Annotated in this window: 18 protein-coding genes, 2 tRNA genes and 1 pseudogene; 19 read left to right on the plus strand and 2 right to left on the minus strand. The window is 57.5% G+C overall.

What is annotated here, in order from left to right; genetic code table 11:
• Positions 1-46: 46 nt before the first annotated feature.
• Positions 47-1720, minus strand: a complete 1674-nt coding sequence (gene recN / locus AABC73_RS04465; RefSeq protein WP_341522627.1) for a DNA repair protein RecN — start codon at positions 1718-1720, stop codon at positions 47-49.
• 273 nt (positions 1721-1993) lie between these two features.
• Here recN and grpE point away from each other — a divergent pair, with 273 nt between their 5' ends.
• The 8 genes and pseudogenes from grpE to AABC73_RS04505 all read left to right on the plus strand — a co-directional run bounded on the left by grpE (position 1994) and on the right by AABC73_RS04505 (position 12517).
• Positions 1994-2557, plus strand: coding sequence for a nucleotide exchange factor GrpE (gene grpE, locus AABC73_RS04470; protein ID WP_341522628.1), 564 nt, complete (start codon positions 1994-1996; stop codon positions 2555-2557).
• A gap of 103 nt (positions 2558-2660) precedes the next feature.
• Positions 2661-4580, plus strand: a complete 1920-nt coding sequence (gene dnaK, locus AABC73_RS04475; protein WP_065836092.1) for a molecular chaperone DnaK — start codon at positions 2661-2663, stop codon at positions 4578-4580.
• A gap of 327 nt (positions 4581-4907) precedes the next feature.
• Entirely contained in the window at positions 4908-6044 is a 1137-nt protein-coding gene (gene dnaJ / locus AABC73_RS04480) for a molecular chaperone DnaJ (RefSeq protein ID WP_341522629.1), read from the plus strand.
• 22 nt (positions 6045-6066) lie between these two features.
• A complete protein-coding gene (dapB, locus tag AABC73_RS04485; RefSeq protein ID WP_341522630.1) occupies positions 6067-6870 on the plus strand; it encodes a 4-hydroxy-tetrahydrodipicolinate reductase in 804 nt (267 codons plus the stop codon).
• Positions 6871-7145: 275 nt separating this feature from the next.
• Entirely contained in the window at positions 7146-8282 is a 1137-nt protein-coding gene (gene carA / locus AABC73_RS04490; RefSeq protein ID WP_341522631.1) for a glutamine-hydrolyzing carbamoyl-phosphate synthase small subunit, read from the plus strand.
• Between the two features lie 119 nt (positions 8283-8401).
• On the plus strand, positions 8402-11623 hold the full coding sequence (gene carB, locus AABC73_RS04495; protein WP_341522632.1) for a carbamoyl-phosphate synthase large subunit: 3222 nt from the start codon (positions 8402-8404) through the stop codon (positions 11621-11623).
• A complete protein-coding gene (gene greA / locus AABC73_RS04500; RefSeq protein ID WP_020293188.1) occupies positions 11620-12096 on the plus strand; it encodes a transcription elongation factor GreA in 477 nt (158 codons plus the stop codon). The genes carB and greA overlap by 4 nt, the downstream gene beginning before the upstream one ends.
• Before the next feature lie 19 nt (positions 12097-12115).
• A pseudogene (locus AABC73_RS04505) lies at positions 12116-12517 on the plus strand (MFS transporter).
• Between the two features lie 21 nt (positions 12518-12538).
• On the opposite strand, the gene AABC73_RS04510 reads toward AABC73_RS04505, so the two are convergent.
• A complete protein-coding gene (locus AABC73_RS04510) occupies positions 12539-12847 on the minus strand; it encodes a YhbY family RNA-binding protein (protein ID WP_020293190.1) in 309 nt (102 codons plus the stop codon).
• A gap of 104 nt (positions 12848-12951) precedes the next feature.
• On the opposite strand from AABC73_RS04510, the gene rlmE reads away from it, so the two are divergent.
• The 11 genes from rlmE to infB all read left to right on the plus strand — a co-directional run bounded on the left by rlmE (position 12952) and on the right by infB (position 24122).
• Positions 12952-13602, plus strand: a complete 651-nt coding sequence (rlmE, locus tag AABC73_RS04515; RefSeq protein ID WP_020293191.1) for a 23S rRNA (uridine(2552)-2'-O)-methyltransferase RlmE — start codon at positions 12952-12954, stop codon at positions 13600-13602.
• Between the two features lie 192 nt (positions 13603-13794).
• Entirely contained in the window at positions 13795-15705 is a 1911-nt protein-coding gene (ftsH, locus tag AABC73_RS04520) for an ATP-dependent zinc metalloprotease FtsH (RefSeq protein ID WP_341522633.1), read from the plus strand.
• A gap of 8 nt (positions 15706-15713) precedes the next feature.
• Complete coding sequence (gene folP / locus AABC73_RS04525; RefSeq protein WP_341522634.1) at positions 15714-16565, plus strand: dihydropteroate synthase; 852 nt, start codon at positions 15714-15716, stop codon at positions 16563-16565.
• A 16-nt stretch (positions 16566-16581) separates the two neighbouring features.
• Complete coding sequence (gene glmM / locus AABC73_RS04530; protein ID WP_341522635.1) at positions 16582-17922, plus strand: phosphoglucosamine mutase; 1341 nt, start codon at positions 16582-16584, stop codon at positions 17920-17922.
• A 66-nt stretch (positions 17923-17988) separates the two neighbouring features.
• Positions 17989-18744 (plus strand): triose-phosphate isomerase, encoded by a 756-nt coding sequence (gene tpiA / locus AABC73_RS04535; protein ID WP_341522636.1) that lies wholly within the window; start codon positions 17989-17991, stop codon positions 18742-18744.
• Positions 18745-18748: 4 nt separating this feature from the next.
• Complete coding sequence (secG, locus tag AABC73_RS04540) at positions 18749-19129, plus strand: preprotein translocase subunit SecG (RefSeq protein WP_065836085.1); 381 nt, start codon at positions 18749-18751, stop codon at positions 19127-19129.
• Positions 19130-19175: 46 nt separating this feature from the next.
• Positions 19176-19261, plus strand: a tRNA-Leu gene (locus AABC73_RS04545).
• A gap of 95 nt (positions 19262-19356) precedes the next feature.
• Positions 19357-19433 (plus strand) — tRNA-Met (locus AABC73_RS04550).
• A 130-nt stretch (positions 19434-19563) separates the two neighbouring features.
• Complete coding sequence (gene rimP, locus AABC73_RS04555; RefSeq protein WP_341522637.1) at positions 19564-20022, plus strand: ribosome maturation factor RimP; 459 nt, start codon at positions 19564-19566, stop codon at positions 20020-20022.
• Positions 20023-20081: 59 nt separating this feature from the next.
• Positions 20082-21563, plus strand: a complete 1482-nt coding sequence (gene nusA, locus AABC73_RS04560; protein ID WP_341522638.1) for a transcription termination factor NusA — start codon at positions 20082-20084, stop codon at positions 21561-21563.
• A gap of 27 nt (positions 21564-21590) precedes the next feature.
• Entirely contained in the window at positions 21591-24122 is a 2532-nt protein-coding gene (gene infB / locus AABC73_RS04565) for a translation initiation factor IF-2 (RefSeq protein WP_341522639.1), read from the plus strand.
• The last annotated feature ends 78 nt before the right edge of the window (positions 24123-24200 follow it).

Genomic DNA, 24200 nt, shown 5'->3' on the forward strand with positions numbered 1-24200 from the left:
TATCGTTCTTCGCGGGCAAGCCTCGCTCAACAGGGCCTGCGTTCGCTCAGCTCCTGGCCGTCACCACCATCTTCTTCGCATGCGCCAGCGACTCTTTGGTCAGGTCGATACCGCCCAGCATGCGTGCGACTTCTTCGATGCGTTCGGTCTTGCTGAGCTTCGACACAGCCGTGCGGGTGACATCGCTGTCGCGGACCTTGTGCACGAACAGATGCTGGTGGCCTTGCGCTGCGACTTGCGGCAAATGCGTTACGGTCATGACCTGACCGCGATCACCCAGGCGTCGCAGCAGTTGGCCGACAATTTCGGCCGTCGGTCCGCCGATGCCCACATCGACTTCATCGAATACCAGCGTCGGTACCCGCGACGTCTGCGCGGTGATCACCTGAATCGCCAGACTGATGCGTGACAGTTCGCCACCGGAAGCCACCTTGGCCAAAGCCTTGAGCGGTTGACCCGGGTTGGCGCTGACCAGGAATTCCACCAGTTCCAGCCCATTGGGCAGCAGTTCTTTCTCGGAGTTGACCCGCAGTTCAATGCTGAAGCGCCCGCCGGGCATGCCGAGCCGCTGAATTTCCTGCTCGACCGCATGCGCCAGCGTAGGCGCAGAGCGATGCCGCAAGTCGCTCAGCTCCCGCGCCCTCTCTTTATAGTGCCGCGCGAAGGCCGCCAGTTCGTGTTCAAGGCGTTCGATGGCTTCGTCGTTGGCGTTCAGCGTTTCGATTTCATCGAGCAGCTTCTGTTGCAGCGTGGCGACTTCAGTGGGTTGGATGCGATGTTTGCGCGCCAGGGTATAGATCGCGTCGAGCCGCTCTTCCAGCTGTTGCAGGCGTGCCGGATCAGCGTCGAAGTGGTCCAGAAAGCGGTTGAGTTCGCCGACCGCTTCCTCGACCTGAATCTGTGCGCTGGACAGCAGATTGGTCGCTTCACTCAGCGCGGTGGGCGAGTCATTGACGCTGCTCAGGCGATGCAGGCTGGCGGTCAGCGCATTGAGCACATTGCCGGAATCATTTTCGCTGCACTGCTCGACCACTTGCCGACAAATGCTCAGCAGGCTTTCGGCGTTGGTCAGGTTCTTGTGTTCCTGCTCCAGCTGTTCCAGCTCGTTTTCGCCCAGGCTCAGGCTTTCCAGCTCTTCGAGCTGATAGCTCAGCAGTTGGTGACGTGAGCGTTGTTCGTCGCCCGAGTTTGACAGTCGGTCAAGCTCTTGGCGGGTCTGCCGCCAGCGTTGCGCGGCGAGTTGAACCTGGCGTGCCAGATCAGTCGCGCCGGCGTATTCGTCCAGCAGGCGGCGATGAGTGTCGGCCTTGAGCAGGGACTGATGCTCATGTTGGCTGTGGATATCAATCAACAGCTCGCCTAGGGCTTTCAAGTCGCCTTGCGGGCAGGGCGTGCCGTTGATGTAGGACCGCGAGCGACCTTCGGCAGTGATGACCCGGCGCAGGATGCACGGCCCGTCATTGTCCAGGTCGCGCTCCTGCAGCCAGATGCTGGCTTCGGGAATATCGGCCAGATCGAAGGTGGCCAGGATGTCGGCCTTGTCCGCGCCGGGACGAACGACTCCGCTGTCGGCGCGATCCCCGAGGGTCAGGCCCAGCGCATCGAGCATGATCGATTTGCCAGCACCGGTTTCGCCGGTGATTACGCTCATGCCTCGGTCCAGCTCGAGATCGAGATGTTCAACGATGGCGTAGTTGTGTACGGAAAGGTGCACCAGCATGGAGTGGCTCCCAGGCGATTTGTCTGGTTATTTATACAGTGTTTTATTTGCCGGTGACAACGGCGTTTTTTTGCCTGATTCAGTTGCGGCACAGATTTTTTTAGCCCATCGGGGCATTTTTTCAAGCGCCATAAGGACTTGGGCTATGTCAGAAATTTCGTAAGGGTATTGCTCGATCTCGCCTCACTAGCCCTTGAAGCTGAAAAATCCGCTCCCATATAGGGGGACAGAAGCGCGAGTTGAGCTCGCGGATGTTTTTGAAAGGAGAAATCTATGGCTGACGAACAGAATCTGGATGCGCAGACCCAGGACCAGGCTGCCGATGCAGCTTCCGGTGAAGAATTGGTAACTCGTGTGCAAGTGCTTGAAGAGCAGCTGGCTGCGGCACAGGACCAGTCCCTGCGAGTGGCTGCGGATCTGCAGAATGTCCGCCGCCGTGCAGAACAGGATGTCGAAAAGGCACACAAATTCGCTCTCGAAAAATTTGCTGGCGACCTGCTGCCTATCGTCGACAGCCTTGAGCGTGGCCTTGAGTTGTCCGATGCGAACGACGAAAACATTCGTCCGATGCGTGAAGGTATCGAGCTGACGTTGAAGATGTTTCACGACACGCTCAAGCGTTATCAGCTGGAAGCAATCGAGCCGCACGGCCAGCCATTCAATGCCGAGCACCATCAGGCAATGGCCATGCAGGAGAGCGCGGATGTCGAACCAAACAGCGTTTTGAAAGTGTTTCAGAAGGGTTACCAGCTTAATGGTCGCCTGCTGCGCCCGGCTATGGTCGTGGTCAGCAAGGCACCATCGCCTGTTCAGCCGTCAATTGACGAGCAGGCTTGAAATCAGCTGTCTGGCCCCCATTTATAGGCCAAGCGTTTAAGAGCTACCGCAATGTGTAAGCGCAGTTGCGGCAACCCAATCAAAGTTTCGGGAGAGTCAAAAGATGGGCAGAATTATCGGTATCGACCTGGGGACCACCAACTCCTGCGTCTCCATTCTGGAAAACGGTAACGTCAAGGTTATCGAGAACGCCGAAGGCACGCGTACCACGCCTTCGATCATTGCTTACGCCAACGACGGCGAAATCCTCGTCGGTCAGTCGGCCAAGCGTCAGGCAGTGACCAATCCGCACAACACCCTGTACGCGGTGAAGCGTCTGATCGGTCGTCGTTTCGACGAAGAAGTGGTTCAGAAAGACATCCAGATGGTCCCTTACAAGATCGTCAAGGCTGACAACGGCGACGCATGGGTCGAAGTCAACGGCCAGAAAATGGCTCCGCCGCAGATTTCCGCTGAAATCCTGAAAAAGATGAAGAAAACTGCCGAAGACTACCTCGGCGAAGCGGTGACTGAAGCAGTCATCACTGTTCCGGCTTACTTCAACGACAGCCAGCGTCAAGCGACCAAGGATGCCGGCCGTATCGCGGGCCTGGACGTAAAACGCATCATCAACGAACCTACCGCAGCCGCACTGGCCTACGGTATGGACAAAGCGAAAGGCGACCACACTGTCATCGTTTATGACTTGGGTGGCGGTACTTTCGACGTTTCGGTCATTGAAATCGCTGAAGTCGATGGCGAGCATCAATTCGAAGTTCTGGCAACCAACGGTGACACGTTCCTCGGTGGTGAAGACTTCGACATCCGCTTGATCGACTACCTCGTAGACGAATTCAAGAAAGAAAGCGGCATGAACCTCAAGGGTGATCCGCTGGCGATGCAGCGCCTGAAAGAAGCTGCTGAAAAAGCCAAGATCGAGCTGTCTTCGAGCATGCAGACCGACGTCAACCTGCCGTACATCACTGCAGATGCGACCGGTCCTAAGCACTTGAACGTGAAGATCTCCCGTTCGAAGCTGGAATCGCTGGTTGAAGACCTGGTTCAGCGCACCATCGAACCTTGCCGCATTGCCTTGAAAGATGCCGGTATCGAAATCAACGCGATCAACGACGTGATTCTGGTCGGTGGTCAGACTCGTATGCCGCTGGTTCAGAAGCTGGTTACCGAGTTCTTCGGCAAAGAAGCACGTAAAGACGTCAACCCGGACGAAGCCGTTGCCATGGGCGCTGCTATCCAGGGTGCGGTTCTGGCTGGCGACGTCAAAGACGTTCTGCTGCTGGACGTCAGCCCGCTGACGCTGGGTATCGAAACCATGGGCGGCGTGATGACCGCGCTGATCGAGAAAAACACCACGATTCCTACCAAGAAATCCCAGGTGTTCTCGACTGCCGACGACAATCAGGGTGCAGTGACCATTCACGTTCTGCAGGGCGAGCGTAAGCAAGCTGCCCAGAACAAGTCCCTGGGCAAGTTCGACCTGGCCGAGATTCCACCAGCGCCACGCGGCGTTCCGCAGATCGAAGTGACTTTCGATATCGATGCCAACGGCATCCTGCACGTAGGCGCCAAAGACAAGGCTACCGGCAAGCAGCAGTCCATCGTGATCAAGGCCAACTCCGGTCTGTCCGAGGAAGAGATTCAGCAGATGGTTCGTGATGCTGAAGTCAATGCTGAAGAAGACCGCAAGTTCGAAGAGCTGGCAGCGGCCCGTAACCAGGGCGACGCACTGGTTCACTCGACTCGCAAAATGATCTCCGACGCTGGCGAGAAAGTGACTGCGGAAGAAAAAACCGCAATCGAAGCTGCGCTGGTTGCCCTGGAAGCCGCCATCAAAGGCGACGACAAGGCTGCCATCGACGCCAAGGTCGAAGAGCTGTCCAAAGTGTCCGCTCCGGTTGCGCAGAAAATGTACGCCGATCAGGCTGAACAGCCGGAAGCCGGTGCAAAGGCCGCGAAGGAAGAAGGCAAGCCTGCTGACGACGTTGTTGATGCAGAGTTTGAAGAAGTAAAAGACCACAAGTAAGCGCAGGCTCACTTGAGCGCCAGTTGACCGCTTGCGAGTGGCCACTGGTAGGATGTCGCCGCGCGGGAGCTTGCTCCCGCGTTGGCGTGTCTGGCCTAGACGAATTTTTTGATGGCTTGCGGCTTGACTGCGCGAGCCCTGTGGCAAGGTCGCGATGCTCCTGCATGGTGGCTTGTTCTGCCGCTTTCTCGGTCAGGTGACTGGCTGTTGAACGAAGACCAGGATCGTTGAATTGACGTGAGTTGGGTCCGGGCCTGTATGGGGCTCAACGAGTTTGGCGAAGCTCAGGAGGGTTTTGCCGAACGTCCTCAAGAGTGCGGAAGAATTATGGCAAAGCGTGACTATTACGAAGTATTGGGGGTGGAGCGAGGCTCCAGCGAAGCGGATCTGAAAAAGGCTTATCGTCGTCTGGCGATGAAGCATCACCCGGATCGCAACCCTGACGACAAAGCGTCGGAAGACATGTTCAAAGAGGCCAACGAGGCCTATGAAGTGCTGTCCGATGCAAGCAAGCGCGCGTCCTACGACCAGTACGGCCATGCCGGCGTTGACCCAAGCATGGGTGGCGGTGGTTTCGGCGGCGGCGCGGGCGGTGCGAACTTCTCCGATATATTCGGCGATGTATTCAGCGACTTCTTCGGCGGTGGTCGTGGCGGTGGCGGCGGACGTGGCGGCGCTCAGCGCGGCAGCGACCTGCGTTACACCCTCGAACTGAACCTCGAAGAAGCTGTGCGTGGCACCACGGTGAATATCCGTGTACCCACGCTGGTCAACTGCAAGCCGTGCGATGGTTCGGGTGCGAAGAAAGGCTCTTCGCCAGTGACTTGCCCGACGTGCGGCGGTATTGGTCAGGTGCGCATGCAGCAGGGGTTCTTCTCCGTGCAGCAAACCTGCCCGCGCTGCCATGGTCATGGCAAGGTTATTTCCGATCCGTGCGATTCCTGTCATGGCGAAGGCCGTGTCGAGGAATACAAGACCCTGTCCGTGAAAGTGCCGCCTGGCGTTGATACCGGTGATCGCATTCGTCTGTCCGGCGAAGGTGAAGCGGGTGCTCAAGGCGGTCCGACCGGCGACTTGTATGTCGTGATTAACGTGCGCGAACACGCGATATTCCAGCGCGATGGCAAGCATCTGTATTGCGAAGTGCCGATCAGCTTTACCGATGCTGCACTGGGCGGTGAGCTGGAAGTGCCGACGCTGGATGGTCGGGTCAAGCTGAAGATTCCCGAGGGTACGCAAACCGGCAAGCAGTTCCGCCTGCGTGGCAAGGGCGTTGCTCCGGTGCGTGGCGGCGGTGCAGGCGACTTGATGTGCCGTGTCGCTGTGGAAACTCCGGTCAATCTCGGCCGTCGTCAGCGCGAATTGCTCGAAGAGTTCCGTGCAACGCTGGAAGGTGACAGCTCGCACTCGCCGAAAGCCACCGGTTGGTTCGACGGTATGAAACGTTTCTTCGGCGATTTGTAAGCGCATTCAACGGGAGCAAGGCATGCGACGTATAGCTGTGATGGGCGCCGCCGGGCGCATGGGCAAAATTCTGATCGAGGCCGTTCAGCAGGCGCCGGGCGCCGGTTTGACTGCCGCGATCGATCGTCCGGACAGCACGCTGGTAGGTGCTGATGCGGGCGAGCTGGCTGCATTGGGTCGAATTGGCGTGCCGTTGTCGGGTGATCTGGCCAAGGTTGTCGATGAATTCGACGTACTGATCGACTTCACGCATCCGTCCGTGACGCTGAAAAATCTGGCGTTCTGCCGCAAGGCTGGCAAGGCCATGATTATCGGTACTACGGGCTTCAGTGCTGAAGAGAAGCAGCGCCTGGCTGAAGCGGGCAAGGATATCCCGATCGTGTTCGCCGCCAATTTCAGCGTGGGTGTGAACCTGTGCCTGAAATTGCTCGACACGGCTGCTCGCGTGCTGGGCGATGATGTCGATATCGAAATCACCGAAGCGCATCACCGGCACAAGGTCGATGCGCCGTCCGGTACGGCGCTGCGCATGGGTGAAGTGGTCGCCGGCGCCCTGGGTCGTGATCTGGAAAAGGTCGCGGTCTACGGGCGTGAAGGGCAGACTGGCGCGCGGGATCGCCAGAGCATCGGTTTCGCGACCATTCGCGCCGGCGATATAGTCGGTGATCACACCGTGCTGTTCGCCGCCGATGGTGAGCGCGTCGAGATCACCCACAAGGCATCAAGCCGCATGACCTTCGCCAAAGGCGCTGTTCGGGCCGCTCTGTGGCTTGAGGGGCGCGAGCCTGGCTTGTACGACATGCAGGACGTGCTGGACCTGCGTTGATCGTTCTGATCACGCAATCGAGGGTCAAAACTCACCATAAGCGTGAGTTTTGACCCTGTTTTACCCCCGCCGATTGAACTTCTGTCGCATTCCCCCGTCTTTTCGCCTCATTGCCGGTAGACCAAAACAGGGCTTTTCTGTAAGCTACAGCTTTAGTGTGTCCACTAAAAGCGCGCAGATGATTCGATAAGAAAGCGGGGTGACGTGTCTATACGTCATTCCGCTTTTTTGCAAACTGCGAACGCCCTTTCAGGCTTTACTTACGGGAGGTCTTCTTGACTAAGCCAGCCATACTCGCCCTTGCTGATGGCAGCATTTTTCGCGGCGAAGCCATTGGAGCCGACGGTCAAACCGTTGGTGAGGTGGTGTTTAACACTGCCATGACCGGCTATCAGGAAATCCTTACCGATCCTTCCTATGCCCAACAAATCGTCACGCTGACGTATCCACATATCGGCAACACTGGCACTACGCCGGAAGACGCCGAATCGGATCGCGTCTGGTCTGCAGGCCTGGTCATTCGTGACCTGCCGCTGGTAGCCAGCAACTGGCGCAACAAGATGTCCCTTGGCGACTACCTCAAAGCCAACGGCGTCGTTGCCATCGCAGGCATTGATACTCGCCGCCTGACCCGCATCCTGCGTGAGAAAGGCGCACAAAACGGCTGCATCCTGGCCGGCGACAACATCTCCGACGAAGCGGCCATTGCAGCTGCACGCGGCTTCCCCGGCCTCAAGGGCATGGATCTGGCGAAAGTCGTCAGCGTCAAGGAAAGCTACGAGTGGCGCACCAGCGTCTGGTCGTTGCAGACCGACAGCAGCCCTGAAATCGCCGCCAGCGACTTGAAGTATCACGTTGTGGCCTACGATTACGGCGTCAAGCTGAACATTCTGCGCATGCTGGTCGAGCGCGGTTGCCGGGTCACTGTTGTGCCTGCGCAAACTCCGGCCAGTGATGTGCTGGCGATGAATCCGGATGGCGTGTTCCTGTCCAACGGTCCTGGCGATCCAGAGCCATGCGACTACGCGATTCAGGCGATCAAGGATGTGCTGGAAACCGACATTCCGGTGTTTGGCATCTGCCTGGGTCACCAATTGCTGGCACTGGCTTCTGGCGCGAAGACCATCAAGATGGCCCTGGGTCACCATGGTGCGAACCACCCGGTTCAGGATCTGGATACCGGCGTTGTCATGATCACCAGCCAGAACCACGGTTTTGCGGTGGACGAAGCGACCCTGCCAGGCAATGTTCGCGCGATTCACAAATCGCTGTTCGACGGCAGCCTGCAAGGTATCGAACGCACCGACAAGGACGCCTTCAGCTTCCAGGGTCACCCTGAGGCGAGCCCGGGTCCGACCGACGTTGCGCCACTGTTTGATCGCTTCATCGAAGCGATGGCCAAGCGACGCTGACCGGTTGCCTTGAGAATGTAACGCGCTGGTGACTGGGCAGGCCCCGAACGACACGTCGTCCGGTAAATGGCCGCCCAGCCATCGCAGAGAAGCAGACCTACGTATTCGAGTGACAACCCATGCCAAAACGTACAGACATTAAAAGCATCCTGATTCTTGGCGCCGGCCCCATCGTGATTGGCCAGGCCTGTGAATTCGACTACTCCGGCGCCCAGGCCTGCAAAGCCCTGCGCGAGGAGGGTTACCGCGTCATCCTGGTGAACTCCAACCCGGCGACGATCATGACCGATCCGTCGATGGCCGACGCAACGTACATCGAGCCGATCAAATGGCAGACCGTTGCCAAGATCATCGAAAAAGAACGCCCGGATGCACTGCTGCCAACCATGGGCGGCCAGACTGCACTGAACTGCGCGCTGGATCTGGAGCGCGAAGGTGTTCTGGAGAAGTACAACGTCGAGATGATCGGCGCCAATGCCGACACCATCGACAAGGCTGAAGACCGTTCGCGTTTCGACAAGGCCATGAAGTCCATCGGCCTGGACTGCCCGCGTTCCGGCATTGCCCATACCATGGAAGAGTCCTACGCGGTTCTGGAAAAGCTCGGCTTCCCGTGCATCATCCGTCCGTCGTTCACCATGGGCGGCACCGGTGGCGGCATCGCTTACAACCGTGAAGAATTCGAAGAGATCTGCACCCGTGGTCTGGACCTGTCGCCGACCAAAGAGCTGCTGATCGACGAATCCCTGATCGGCTGGAAAGAATACGAGATGGAAGTGGTCCGCGACAAAAAGGACAACTGCATCATCGTCTGCTCCATCGAAAACTTCGATCCGATGGGCGTCCACACCGGCGACTCCATCACTGTTGCGCCAGCCCAGACGCTGACCGACAAGGAATACCAGATCATGCGTAACGCCTCGCTGGCGGTACTGCGTGAGATCGGCGTTGAAACCGGCGGCTCCAACGTCCAGTTCGGTATCTGCCCGGACACTGGCCGCATGGTCGTGATCGAGATGAATCCGCGTGTATCGCGTTCCTCGGCGCTGGCTTCGAAAGCGACAGGTTTCCCTATCGCCCGCGTCGCCGCCAAGCTGGCCATCGGTTACACCCTCGACGAACTGCAAAACGAAATCACCGGTGGCAAGACTCCGGCGTCCTTCGAGCCGTCCATCGACTACGTGGTGACCAAGCTGCCGCGCTTCGCCTTCGAGAAATTCCCGAAAGCCGACGCACGCCTGACTACCCAGATGAAGTCGGTAGGCGAAGTCATGGCCATCGGCCGGACTTTCCAGGAATCCTTGCAGAAAGCCCTGCGCGGCCTTGAAGTCGGCGTGAGCGGTCTGGATCCGAAACTGGACCTGACCAACCCGGAAAGCATGGGCGTGCTCAAGCGCGAACTGACCGTGCCGGGCGCCGAGCGTATCTGGTACGTCGCGGATGCCTTCCGTGCCGGCATGACTGTCGAAGAAATCTTCGCCATGAACATGATCGATCCCTGGTTCCTGGTGCAGATCGAAGACCTGATCAAGGACGAAGAGAAGATCAAGACCCTGGGTCTGGCGACGATCGACCGCGACCTGATGTATCGCCTCAAGCGCAAGGGCTTCTCCGATGCGCGTCTGGCCAAATTGCTGGGCGTTACCGAGAAAAACCTGCGTCGCCATCGTCACAAGCTTGAGGTGTATCCGGTCTACAAGCGCGTTGACACCTGCGCTGCCGAGTTCTCGACCGATACGGCCTACATGTATTCGACCTACGAGGAAGAGTGCGAAGCCAATCCGACGACGCGCGACAAGATCATGATCCTGGGCGGCGGTCCTAACCGTATTGGCCAGGGCATCGAGTTTGACTATTGCTGTGTGCACGCGGCACTCGCCCTGCGCGAAGACGGGTACGAGACCATCATGGTCAACTGCAACCCGGAAACCGTGTCCACCGACTACGACACATCGGATCGCCTGTACTTCGAACCAGTGACCCTGGAAGACGTGCTGGAAATCGTCCGCGTCGAGAAGCCGAAAGGCGTGATCGTCCAGTACGGCGGCCAAACCCCGCTGAAACTGGCGCGCGCCCTTGAAGAAGCTGGCGTACCGATCATCGGCACCAGCCCTGACGCTATCGACCGTGCAGAAGACCGTGAGCGCTTCCAGCAGATGGTTGAGCGCCTGAACCTGCGTCAGCCGCCAAACGCGACTGTGCGCAGCGAAGACGAAGCGATTCGTGCTGCAGGCAAGATTGGTTACCCTCTCGTGGTGCGTCCTTCCTACGTGTTGGGCGGCCGGGCGATGGAAATCGTCTACGAAGAAGATGAACTCAAGCGCTACCTGCGTGATGCAGTAAAAGTGTCCAATGACAGCCCGGTGCTGCTCGACCACTTCCTGAACTGCGCCATCGAAATGGACGTCGACGCAGTTTGCGACGGTACGGACGTGGTGATCGGCGCAATCATGCAGCACATCGAGCAGGCTGGCGTTCACTCCGGTGACTCGGCATGTTCGCTGCCGCCGTACTCGCTGCCTGGGCATATCCAGGACGAGATGCGCGAGCAGGTCAAGAAAATGGCCCTGGAACTGGGCGTTGTCGGCTTGATGAACGTGCAGTTGGCGTTGCAGGGTGAAGACATCTACGTAATTGAAGTGAACCCGCGTGCCTCGCGTACCGTGCCGTTCGTTTCCAAGTGTATCGGTGTTTCCCTGGCGATGATCGCAGCCCGCGTCATGGCCGGTAAAACCCTGAAAGAACTGAATTTCACCAAAGAAATCATCCCGAACTTCTACAGCGTGAAAGAAGCGGTATTCCCGTTCGCCAAGTTCCCTGGCGTTGACCCGATCCTTGGCCCTGAGATGAAGTCCACAGGTGAAGTGATGGGTGTCGGCGACACCTTCGGCGAGGCTTTTGCCAAAGCCCAGATGGGCGCCAGCGAAGTTCTGCCGACCGGCGGCACTGCGTTCATCAGCGTGCGTGACGACGACAAGCCATTGGTTGCCGGTGTCGCTCGCGACCTGATCAGCCTGGGCTTCCAGATCGTCGCGACGGCCGGTACCGCCAAGCTTATCGAAGAGGCTGGCCTGAAAGTTCGCCGCGTCAACAAGGTGACCGAAGGCCGTCCGCATGTGGTCGACATGATCAAGAATGACGAAGTCACGCTGATCATCAACACCACGGAAGGGCGCCAGTCGATCGCTGATTCCTACTCCATTCGCCGAAATGCCTTGCAGCACAAGATTTACTGCACCACTACCATTGCTGCAGGCGAGGCCATCTGCGAAGCGCTCAAGTTCGGTCCGGAAAAGACTGTGCGGCGCTTGCAGGATCTACATGCAGGGTTGAAGGCATGATCAAATATCCAATGACCGTCCAGGGCGCGAAAGCCCTGGAAGAAGAACACGCCCATCTCACCAAGGTCGTTCGTCCCAAGCTCAGCTCGGACATCGGCACTGCACGTGAACTGGGCGACCTCAAGGAAAACGCCGAATACCACGCCGCTCGCGAACAGCAGGGCATGGTCGAAGCGCGTATCCGTGATATCGAAGGCCGCATGCAGAATGCCGTGGTCATCGACGTCACGACCATCGAACGCACCGGCAAGGTGATTTTCGGCACGACTGTGGAAATCGCCAACGTCGAAACCGACGATCGTGTGACCTATCAGATCGTTGGTGAGGATGAAGCCGATATAAAGAAGGGCAAGATATCAGTGGGTTCGCCCATTGCTCGTGCCCTGATCGCCAAGGAAGAAGGTGACGTCGTAGCCGTCAAGACGCCCGGCGGCGTTATCGAGTACGAGATTGTTGAAGTCAGGCACATTTGACCTGGGGCGCCCATTCGCAATGGGCGCGATCATCTGGCAGCTCGCCCAGACTTTGTGGGTGGGCGGCCTGGTGTTGTTGCATCTGGCTCTGTTGACGGTGCTGGACTAGACCGGTCTGGCGCCGTTATTGATTCATGAATTCGCGAATTTTTCCGGAGCGGTGCTGGTGGGTTTCGCGGCTGTATGCGCGATGCTTCAGATGGCGGTTCTGGCAAGTGCGGAAGGTGTTTTGAGTGCGTGGCTTGACCTGCGTGGCCAGCTTCTGCTGATCGCGCTGTTGGCCTCAACCAGTTATTTCGGATTGCGTTACTGGCTGCCCGATGCGCTGCATCTGCAGTTGGTGAGTTATCTGGTGTTGGGCTTGTCTGGCTTGCTACTGGTCTTGCAACCAGTGCCGGGAAGGAGCAGCAGGGCGCGCTAGTGCGGCCCTGGCTTTGTTACATCAAACGGCGCGGTGGACGTTCGACAGCAGCTTGTTTACCTTTGGATTCTTGCGATAAATCAGTGCCATCTTGCCGATGACCTGTACGAGATCCGCTTTACCAGCCTTGCACAGTTCTGCAATGGCCTGAAGACGGCTTTCGCGTTCGAGGATGTTGAGTTTGATTTTAATCAGCTCGTGATCGCCCAATGCGCGTTCAAGCTCTGCTAACACACCTTCAGTCAAACCATTGTCGGCCACAGTCAATACCGGTTTCAGATGGTGGCCAATGGATTTGTACTGTTTCTTCTGCTCCTGAGTGAGCGGCATAATCTGACCCCTGCGTCTGATCTTGTAAAAAGCGGCGGCCAGTTTACCCGAGCGAGTCCGGGACCGCCCAGTTAATCACGACTCGTTTATTTTTGAGGTGCCCCGTGGCCCGTTCCAAGACAAGCCATAACTGGCTCAAAGAACACTTCGACGACAAATACGTCAAAATGGCGCAAAAGGACGGCTATCGTTCTCGCGCCAGCTACAAGCTCCTGGAGATCCAGGAAAAGGACAAGATCATCCGGCCTGGCATGACCGTAATCGACCTCGGCGCCGCGCCGGGCGGCTGGTCGCAAGTGACCAGTCGTCTGATTGGTGGTCAAGGTCGACTGATTGCTTCCGACATTCTGGAAATGGACAGCATCCCCGATGTGACCTTTATTCAGGGCGACTTCACCGAGGATGCCGTGCTCGCGCAGATCCTGGAGGCTGTCGGTAAAACGCAGGTAGACCTTGTGATTTCCGATATGGCCCCCAATATGAGTGGATTGAGCGCTGTCGATATGCCTCGCGCCATGTTCCTGTGCGAGTTGGCACTGGATCTCGCAGGGCGGGTTTTGCGGCCAGGTGGTGATTTTCTGATCAAGGTCTTCCAGGGTGAAGGCTTCGACAAGTACCACAAGGATATCCGCAAGCTGTTCGACAAGGTCCAGATGCGCAAGCCGGAGTCATCACGGGACCGCTCTCGGGAGCAGTACTTGTTGGGTCGGGGCTTTCGCGGCATTGAAGGCTCGGAAAGCATCGAGCGCAATTGAAACGGGCCGATAGTTTTTTTCAAATGGCCCTGCGGTTGAAGCATAAACGAACATGCTGTAGTCAAAGTTTCACAAAGGGTTACAGACGGTGCCTGCCACATCTGTAGGTTCTGTAGTAAGTTAGGCCGGTGAATATCATGCGAGGCACGCTCCTGCGTGGAGCTTGCTTCAGAGGGTAGCTAATTGAACGATATGGCAAAGAATTTGATCCTGTGGTTGATCATCGCGGCTGTCCTTGTGACGGTGATGAACAACTTCTCCAGCCCGAACGAGCCGCAGACCCTCAACTATTCCGAGTTCATCCAGCAGGTCAAGGATGGCAAGGTTGAGAAGGTTGCCGTTGATGGTTACGTCATCACCGGCAAGCGCGGCGACGGCGACACCTTCAAGACCATTCGTCCGGCCATTCAGGACAACGGTCTGATCGGCGATCTGGTCGATAACAATGTGGTTGTCGAAGGCAAGCTGCCTGAGCAGCAGAGCATCTGGACTCAGCTACTGGTTGCCAGCTTCCCGATCCTCGTGATCATCGCCGTGTTCATGTTCTTCATGCGCCAGATGCAAGGTGGTGCGGGAGGCAAGGGCGGGCCGATGAGTTTCGGCAAGAGCAAGGCGCGTCTGCTGTCGGAAGATCAGGTCAAGACGACCCTGGCTGATGTTGCAGGTTGCGACGAAGCCAAGGAAGAAGTTGGCGAGCTGGTCGAGTTTCTCCGTGATCCGGGCAAATTCCAGCGTCTTGGCGGCCGCATTCCACGCGGCGTGCTGATGGTAGGTCCACCGGGTACCGGTAAAACCCTGCTTGCCAAGGCGATTGCCGGCGAAGCGAAAGTGCCGTTCTTCACTATTTCCGGTTCTGACTTTGTAGAGATGTTCGTGGGTGTCGGTGCAAGCCGCGTCCGTGACATGTTCGAACAAGCCAAGAAACACGCACCTTGCATCATCTTCATCGACGAAATCGATGCCGTGGGTCGCCATCGTGGCGCTGGCATGGGTGGTGGTCACGACGAGCGCGAACAGACTCTCAACCAGTTGCTGGTAGAGATGGACGGCTTCGAAATGAACGATGGCATCATCGTCATTGCGGCTACCAACCGTCCTGACGTACTCGATCCAGCCTTGCTGCGTCCAGGTCGTTTCGACCGTCAGGTCGTGGTCGGTCTGCCGGATATCCGTGGTCGCGAACAGATCCTCAAAGTCCACATGCGCAAAGTGCCTATGGGTGAAGACGTTAATCCGGGCGTAATCGCTCGTGGTACGCCTGGCTTCTCCGGTGCCGACCTTGCCAACCTGGTCAACGAGGCTTCGCTGTTCGCAGCCCGTACCGGCAAGCGCATTGTTGAGATGAAAGAGTTCGAGCTGGCCAAAGACAAGATCATGATGGGCGCCGAGCGCAAATCCATGGTCATGTCCGAGAAAGAAAAGCAGAACACTGCTTATCACGAAGCGGGTCACGCTATTGTCGGTCGTGTAGTGCCTGAGCATGATCCGGTCTACAAAGTCTCGATCATTCCTCGTGGTCGTGCGCTGGGTGTAACCATGTTCCTCCCCGAGGAAGACCGTTACAGCCTGTCCAAGCGTGCCTTGATCAGCCAGATCTGTTCGCTGTATGGCGGTCGTATCGCTGAAGAGATGACGCTGGGCTTCGACGGTGTGACCACCGGCGCATCCAACGACATCATGCGTGCAAGCCAGATTGCCCGGAACATGGTGACCAAATGGGGTCTTTCGGAAAAACTCGGTCCGCTGCTGTACGGCGAAGATGAGAACGAAGGCTACCTGGGTCGCGGTGGTGGTGGTCCAAGCAGCGGTTTGTCGGCTGAGACGGCTCGTTTGATCGACTCCGAAGTGCGCAGCATCATTGACCAGTGCTACGGCACGGCCAAGCAGATCCTTACGGATAATCGCGACAAGCTGGATGCGATGGCTGATGCGCTGATGAAGTACGAAACGATCGATGCCGAGCAAATCGACGACATCATGGCTGGCCGTGCTCCGCGCGAGCCGCGCGATTGGGAAGGTGGTTCGGGTACGCCAAGTGCGCCGGTCACTCCTCCGGACATCCGTCCAGAAACCCCGATCGGCGGTCCAGCTGCTGAACACTAAGGTCTGACATGACTTCTGTGCTGTACCCGACCCGGTTGCCTTGTGGCAACCGGGTTCTTGATTTAGCCCTTACGCACGTGATGGGAATCCTGAACGCTACCCCCGATTCGTTTTCGGATGGCGGTCGCTACAACCGTCTGGACGCCGCATTGCGTCACGCGGAGGCAATGGTTGCTGCAGGCGCGACGCTTATCGACGTCGGTGGCGAGTCGACGCGGCCCGGCGCACGCTCCGTATCTCCCCTTGAAGAGCTTGAGCGGGTCGCTCCGGTCGTCGAGGCGTTGCATCGCGAGCTGGATGTCATTATTTCCGTAGACACCTCCACGCCCGCGGTAATCCGCGAGACGGCGCGTCTCGGCGCCGGGCTTATCAATGATGTGCGTTCGTTGCGTCGCGAGGGGGCACTTGATGCTGCCGCTGCGACCGGCCTTCCCGTATGCCTCATGCATATGCGCGGTGAGCCTGGCGACATGCAGGACAATCCGCACTATGAAGATTTGCTGGGTGAAGTCAGTGAGTTCTTGAGGGAGCGTATGGCGCAGTGCACAGCTGCGGGTATACCGAACGAGCGCATCATTCTTGATCCGGGCTTTGGCTTCGCGAAAAGCCTCGACCACAACCTGAGTCTCTTTAAACACATGCAAGAGCTGCATGCTTTGGGACGTCCGCTGTTGGTTGGTGTCTCACGCAAGAGCATGATAGGCGGTGCATTGGCTCGACCTGTGGGCGAGCGTCTTTTCGGAGGTCTGGCACTGGCAGCGTTGGCCATGACCAAGGGCGCAAGAATTTTACGTGTGCATGATGTCGCCGAAACGGTTGATGTGGTGCGCATGATCGCCGCTGTAGAAGCGGCCGAATAAGAATGATGGAGCAGCGATGACTACCAAGAAATACTTTGGAACAGACGGCATTCGTGGCCGTGTGGGGCAGTTCCCGATTACCCCTGATTTCATGCTGAGACTGGGTTGGGCTGCGGGTATGGCGTTTCGCCGCCTCGGCGCGTGTCGAATCCTGGTTGGCAAAGACACAAGAATTTCCGGTTACATGTTCGAATCGGCTCTGGAAGCAGGTCTGTCGGCTGCGGGCGCAGACGTCATGCTGCTCGGGCCAATGCCTACGCCAGCGATCGCCTATCTGACGCGTACCTTTCACGCTGAAGCGGGTATCGTGATCAGCGCCTCGCACAATCCGCATTACGACAACGGCATCAAGTTTTTCTCGGGCCAGGGCACCAAGCTGCCTGACGAGATCGAGATGATGATCGAAGAATTGCTGGACACGCCCATGACCGTCGTCGAGTCGGAAAAGCTCGGCAAGGTGTCGCGTATCAATGACGCTGCGGGTCGCTACATTGAATTTTGCAAAAGCAGCGTGCCCTCGAGTACTGACTTTGCCGGGCTCAAGCTGGTCATCGATTGTGCCCATGGCGCCACCTACAAGGTTGCCCCCAACGTGTTTCGCGAGCTGGGCGCTCAGGTAACCGTTCTGTCGGCACAGCCTGACGGGCTGAATATCAACAAGGATTGCGGTTCGACCCATATGGGCGCGCTTCAGGCTGCGGTCCTTGCGGAGCATGCGGATCTGGGTATCGGCTTTGACGGCGACGGCGACCGTGTCCTGATGGTCGATCACACCGGTGCCATCGTCGATGGCGATGATCTGCTGTTCATCATTGCCCGTGATCTTCACGAGCGCGGTCGCCTTCAGGGCGGCGTGGTCGGCACGCTGATGAGTAATCTGGGGCTTGAGTTGGCCCTGGGTGAGCTGAACATTCCGTTCGTGCGGGCAAATGTTGGCGATCGTTACGTCATCGCCGAGCTGCAAGAGCGTAACTGGCAAGTGGGTGGTGAAAACTCCGGCCATATCGTCTGCTTCCAGCACACGACTACCGGCGATGCGATTATCGCTGCACTGCAAGTGCTTCTGGCCCTGCGTCGCAGCAATCAAAGTCTGGCCGAGGCTCGCCAGGCGTTGCGCAAATGCCCGCAAGTGCTGGTCAATGTAAGATTTGAAGGCGGTGTGAACCCGGTTGAGCATCCGGCGATCAAGCAGGCTTGCCAGCGTGTAACTGACGCAATGGCCGGTCGTGGTCGCGTGCTTTTGCGCAAGTCTGGCACTGAGCCATTGGTTCGCGTGATGGTTGAGGGTGAGGATGAAGCCCAGGTTCGTGCCTATGCCGACGAGCTTGCAAAGCTGGTTGCAGAAGTTTGCGCCTGATTTCGGCTTGCCAGTGTTGAAACTGTTGGGTAACATCTGCGCCCACTTTGACCGACGAGGTACAGCATGCGTCGCCCTATGGTAGCTGGTAACTGGAAGATGCACGGTACCCGCGCCAGCGTCGCTGAGCTGATCGAGGGCCTTGCTGCACAGGCTCTCCCTGGCGGTGTTGATGTCGCGGTATTTCCGTCGAGCCTGCACATCAATCTGGTGATTGATGGTTTGCAAGGCAAGTCGATTCCTGTTGGTGCGCAGAATTGCGCCCACGAAGCAGGGCAGGGTGCGTTGACCGGTGAAGTATCGCCGAGTCAGCTGGCTGATGCAGGTTGCAGTCTTGTGCTTGTAGGGCATTCGGAGCGTCGCCAGATCATGGGCGAAAGCAATGAGGTTCTGATTCGCAAGTTCGCTGCGGCTCAGGCAAGTGGCCTGACGCCCGTGCTGTGTATTGGCGAAACTCGCGAAGAGCGCGAAGCTGGCGAAACGCTTGCAGTTGTCGGGCAGCAGCTTGGCAGTGTCATTGAAGCGCTGGGTATTGAAGCTCTGGTCAATGCGGTAATTGCTTACGAGCCGGTCTGGGCCATTGGCACCGGGCTGACTGCTTCGCCTCAACAGGCGCAGGATGTGCACGCCGCTATTCGTGCACAACTGGCGAAAGAGAATGCTGAGGTCGCACAAGGCGTGCGACTTCTTTATGGCGGCAGCGTGAAGGCGGCCAATGCGGTCGAACTGTTCAGCATGCCGGATATCGATGGGGGGCTCATTGGTGGAGCGTCCCTGAATGCAGATGAGTTCGGTGCGATCTGTCGCGCCGCGGGAAACTGAAAAAATGCTGGAAACAGTCGTAGTCGTTTTTCATCTGTTGGGCGCTCTGGGCGTTGTTGCTCTGGTATTGCTGCAGCAGGGTAAAGGTGCGGACGCTGGCGCGTCATTCGGAGCAGGTGCATCAAATACTGTATTCGGAAGCCAAGGTTCCTCTACCTTTCTTAGTAAGTTTACTGCTATACTCGCCGCAGCTTTTTTCATAACCAGCTTGGGGTTAGGTTACTTTGCTAAAGAGAAAGCTCAACAGCTGACTCAGGTAGGTTTGCCAGATCCAGCGGTAATGGAAGTCAAGCAAAAGCCGGCAGCAGATGATGTTCCGGTTCTCGAAGGGCAAAAGCCAGCGGTAGTTCCAGCTGACATACCTCAAGCCCCAGAGAAGAAGTAAGGTTTCAACAGGCAGTGATATTTGAGGCTGTCAAAAAAGTTGTATTGCCGAGGTGGTGGAATTGGTAGACACGCAACCTTGAGGTGGTTGTGCCCAATGGGTGTAGGGGTTCGAGTCCCCTTCTCGGTACCAATTATCAGGGCAGCCCGCATTAGCGGGCTTTCTTGTAGGTGGATGTTCGATTGACCCTGTAAGGGATCAGCCGTATACTTCCGCCCCAGCTTTGTCGCGGGGTGGAGCAGTCTGGTAGCTCGTCGGGCTCATAACCCGAAGGTCGTTGGTTCAAATCCAGCCCCCGCAACCAGTTTTAGCGGAGCCCCTTTTTAGGGGCTTTTTGTTAGCTGGACAGTTTATGACGCCGCTTTCGACGGCGTTTTCATGGATGGGCTTTTCGCCCATTTTTTTATTTTTAAAGCATGCACGAGGGGGTTCAGGTGTCGAGCAAGCTAGAACAGTTGCAGGCCTTGCTGGCCCCGGTGGTCGTGGCCCTGGGCTATGAATGCTGGGGCATTGAGTTTTCGGCTCAAGGTCGCCACTCAATGTTGCGTATTTATATCGATAAAGAGGGCGGTGTGCTGGTGGACGATTGCGCCATCGTGAGCCGTCAGGTCAGTGGCGTTCTGGATGTTGAAGATCCGATTGCTGCTGAATACACCCTTGAAGTTTCCTCGCCTGGCATGGAACGCCCGCTGTTCACTCTTGAGCAGTTTGCGAAATTTGCCGGCGACCAAGTGAAGATCAAGCTGCGTTCACCCTTCGATGGTCGACGCAACTTTCAGGGCCTTCTCCGCGGGGTGGAGGAACAGGATGTCGTGGTGCATGTAGAAGACCACGAGTATCTGTTGCCGATCGATCTGATCGACAAGGCCAACATTATTCCCACGTTTGACTGAGACGTGCCAGATACTGCGGATCCCGCGGATCCAATGGCTTGCGAAAGGCGAGGCGTACGATGAGCAAAGAAGTACTGCTGGTTGTTGAGTCGGTGTCCAATGAAAAGGGCGTTCCGGCAGGAGTGATTTTCGAAGCACTGGAGCTGGCGCTTGCCACTGCTACCAAGAAGCGCTTTGAAGATGAAGTTGAACTGCGTGTAGAAATCAATCGTCAGACGGGTGCCTACGAGACTTTCCGTCGCTGGACAGTGGTCGAAGACGAAGATCTGGACGATCCGGCATACGAATTGGCTGTCGACCAGGCGCAAGCCAAAAAGCCTGGTGCTGTTGCGGGCGATCTGATTGAAGAGAAGATCGATTCCATCGAATTCGGTCGCATCGCAGCTCAGACCGCCAAGCAAGTCATTGTGCAGAAGGTCCGTGAGGCTGAGCGTGCTCAGGTCGTCGACGCTTATCGTGAGCGTTTGGGCGAAATCATTTCCGGTACTGTTAAAAAAGTGACGCGTGACAATGTCATCGTTGATCTTGGCAACAATGCTGAAGCCTTGCTGGCACGTGAAGACATCATTTCGCGGGAGACTTTCCGCGTAGGTGTCCGCGTTCGGGCATTGCTCAAAGAAATACGCACTGAAAACCGTGGCCCTCAGCTGATCCTGTCGCGTACTGCGCCAGAGATGCTGATCGAGCTTTTCCGGATTGAAGTTCCGGAAATCGCCGAAGGTCTCATTGAGGTGATGGCTGCCTCTCGTGACCCGGGTTCGCGTGCAAAAATCGCTGTTCGCTCCAAGGACAAACGAATCGATCCGCAAGGCGCCTGCATCGGCATGCGTGGTTCGCGCGTTCAGGCTGTTTCTGGCGAGTTGGGCGGCGAGCGAGTGGATATTGTCCTTTGGGACGATAACCCGGCGCAGTTCGTCATCAACGCGATGTCCCCGGCTGAAGTCGCGGCAATCATCGTTGATGAAGATGCCCATGCAATGGACATCGCCGTTGGCGCGGACAACCTGGCGCAGGCCATTGGTCGCGGTGGTCAAAACGTTCGTCTGGCAAGTCAACTGACTGGCTGGACCCTGAACGTGATGACTGAATCGGACATCCAGGCTAAGCAGCAAGCAGAGACCGGCGACATTCTGCGCAACTTCATCGAAGAGCTGGAAGTCGATGAAGATCTCGCGCAGGTACTGGTTGATGAAGGCTTCACCAGCCTGGAAGAGATTGCCTATGTACCGGTGGAGGAGATGCTCAACATCGACGGCTTTGACGAAGATACCGTCAACGAGCTTCGCGCTCGGGCCAAGGATCGTTTGTTGACCAAAGCCATCGCTACTGAGGAAAAGCTGGCAGACGCCCATCCGGCCGAAGACCTGCTCTCGCTTGAGGGTATGGACAAGGATTTGGCGATGGAACTGGCGGTGCGCGGCGTTGTTACCCGCGAAGACCTGGCCGAGCAGTCTATTGACGACCTGCTCGACATCGACGGCATTGACGATATTCGTGCCGGCAAGTTGATCATGGCCGCCCGAGCCCATTGGTTCGAGTAAGTAGGCGCGGCCTGAGGAGAGAAGTGCATGACGCAAGTCACGGTGAAAGAACTGGCCAAAGTGGTCGACACACCGGTAGAGCGCCTGTTACAGCAGATGCGTGAGGCAGGTCTGCCGCACACCGCCGCCGAGCAAGTTGTGACCGATAACGAGAAGCAAGCCCTGTTGACGCATTTGAAAAGCGGTCACAAGGCTAAAGTGGAAGAGCCGCGCAAGATCACTTTGCAGCGCAAAACCACGAGCACCCTGCGCGTTGCTGGCAGCAAGAGCATCAGCGTTGAAGTTCGCAAGAAAAAAGTATTCGTTCAGCGCAGCCCGGAAGAAATCGAAGCCGAGCGCAAACGCGAAATGGACGAACGTCGCGCAGTAGAAAATGCTGCTCGTCAAAAGGCTGAGGAAGAAGCCAAGCGCCGCGCCGAAGAAGACGCACGCAATCAGCCTGCCGGGTCTGCTGCAGTCAACAACGCTGTTGCAGCGCCGACGGCTCCAGCTCCGGTTGCCGAGCCTGCGCCACAAGCGCCGGTTGTTTCTGCCGCGCCTGCTCCGGCCCCAGCTGTTGATGCGCGCAAGCGTGACGAACAGCGTCGTCCGGACAAGCCACGCAGCGACGACAGAAATGCTCGTGGCGGCGACGGCGATCGCAAGAACGCTCCGCATCGCGCCTCTGTTAAAGAGAAAGCGCCAGCGCCACGTGTTGCGCCACGTACTACCGACGAAGAAAGCGACAGCTTCCGTCGCGGTGGTCGCGGCAAGGCCAAGCTGAAGAAACGCAACGCCCACGGTTTCCAGAGCCCAACCGGCCCTGTCGTGCGTGAAGTGAAGATCGGCGAGACCATCACTGTTGGCGATCTTGCCCAGCAGATGTCGGTCAAGGCTGCTGAAATCATCAAGTTCATGTTCAAGCTGGGTACTCCAGCCACCATCAACCAGGTACTGGATCAGGAAACTGCCCAACTGGTTGCTGAAGAACTGGGCCACAAAGTCACCCTGGTCAGCGACAACGCCCTGGAAGATTCCCTGGCCGAGTCCCTGAAGTTCGAAGGCGAATCGTTCTCCCGTGCTCCGGTTGTGACCGTAATGGGCCACGTCGACCATGGTAAGACTTCCCTGCTCGACTATATCCGTCGTGCCAAGGTAGCTGCAGGCGAAGCCGGCGGCATCACCCAGCACATCGGTGCCTACCACGTTGAAACCGAACGCGGCATGGTCACCTTCCTCGACACCCCGGGTCACGCTGCGTTTACCGCAATGCGTGCTCGTGGTGCCAAGGCAACGGATATCGTGATCCTGGTAGTTGCAGCGGACGACGGCGTGATGCCGCAGACCATTGAAGCTGTTCAGCATGCCAAGGCTGCTGGCGTTCCACTGGTAGTTGCAGTGAACAAGATCGACAAGCCGGGCGCTGATCTCGATCGCATCCGTAGCGAGTTGTCGGTTCACGGCGTGACATCCGAAGAGTGGGGCGGTGATACGCCGTTCGTTTCGGTTTCCGCGAAAGTGGGTACCGGTGTAGACGACCTGCTGGAAGCTGTTCTGCTGCAAGCCGAAGTCCTGGAACTCAAGGCAACGCCTTCGGCTCCTGGCCGTGGTGTTGTGGTCGAGTCCCGTCTGGACAAGGGCCGTGGTCCTGTCGCGACGGTTCTGGTTCAGGACGGTACGCTGCGTCAAGGCGACATGGTTCTGGTCGGTTCGAACTTCGGCCGTATCCGTGCCATGCTCGACGAGAACGGCAAGTCTATCAAGGAAGCAGGTCCATCGATTCCGGTCGAAATCCTGGGTCTTGATGGCACGCCGGACGCTGGCGACGAGATGAGCGTAATGACTGACGAGAAGAAAGCGCGAGAAGTCGCGATGTTCCGTCAGGGCAAGTTCCGCGAAGTCAAACTGGCCCGTGCTCACGCCGGCAAGCTTGAAAACATCTTCGAGAACATGGGTCAGGAAGAGAAGAAGACGCTTAACATCGTCCTCAAATCCGATGTCCGTGGCTCGCTGGAAGCATTGCAGGGCGCCTTGGGCGGCCTGGGTAACGATGAAGTGCAAGTGCGCGTAGTCGGTGGCGGTGTCGGTGGTATCACCGAAAGCGACGCCAACCTGGCACTGGCCTCCAACGCTGTTCTGTTCGGCTTCAACGTGCGTGCCGATGCTGGCGCGCGCAAGATCGTCGAGCAGGAAGGTCTGGATATGCGTTACTACAACGTGATCTACGACATCATCGAAGACGTCAAGAAAGCCCTCACCGGTATGCTTGGCAGCGACGTTCGGGAAAATATCCTGGGTATCGCCGAAGTGCGTGACGTGTTCCGTTCTCCGAAATTCGGCGCAATCGCCGGTTGTATGGTTCTTGAAGGTGTTGTTCACCGTAACCGTCCAATCCGTGTTCTGCGTGAAGACATCGTTATCTTTGAAGGCGAGCTGGAATCCCTGCGCCGCTTCAAGGACGACGCTGCCGAAGTTCGTGCCGGCATGGAATGCGGTATTGGCGTCAAGAGCTACAACGACGTCAAGGTCGGTGACAAGATCGAAGTCTTCGAGAAGGTCCAAGTGGCTCGCAGCCTCTAAGTCGCGAGCTATCGGAGCCATGCCAGGTCGCCGCATGCAAATGCCCCGCGTCCTGTCATGGGCTCTAAACGCAACGCC

The organism is Pseudomonas sp. G.S.17 (assembly GCF_038096165.1).
GTDB lineage: Bacteria > Pseudomonadota > Gammaproteobacteria > Pseudomonadales > Pseudomonadaceae > Aquipseudomonas.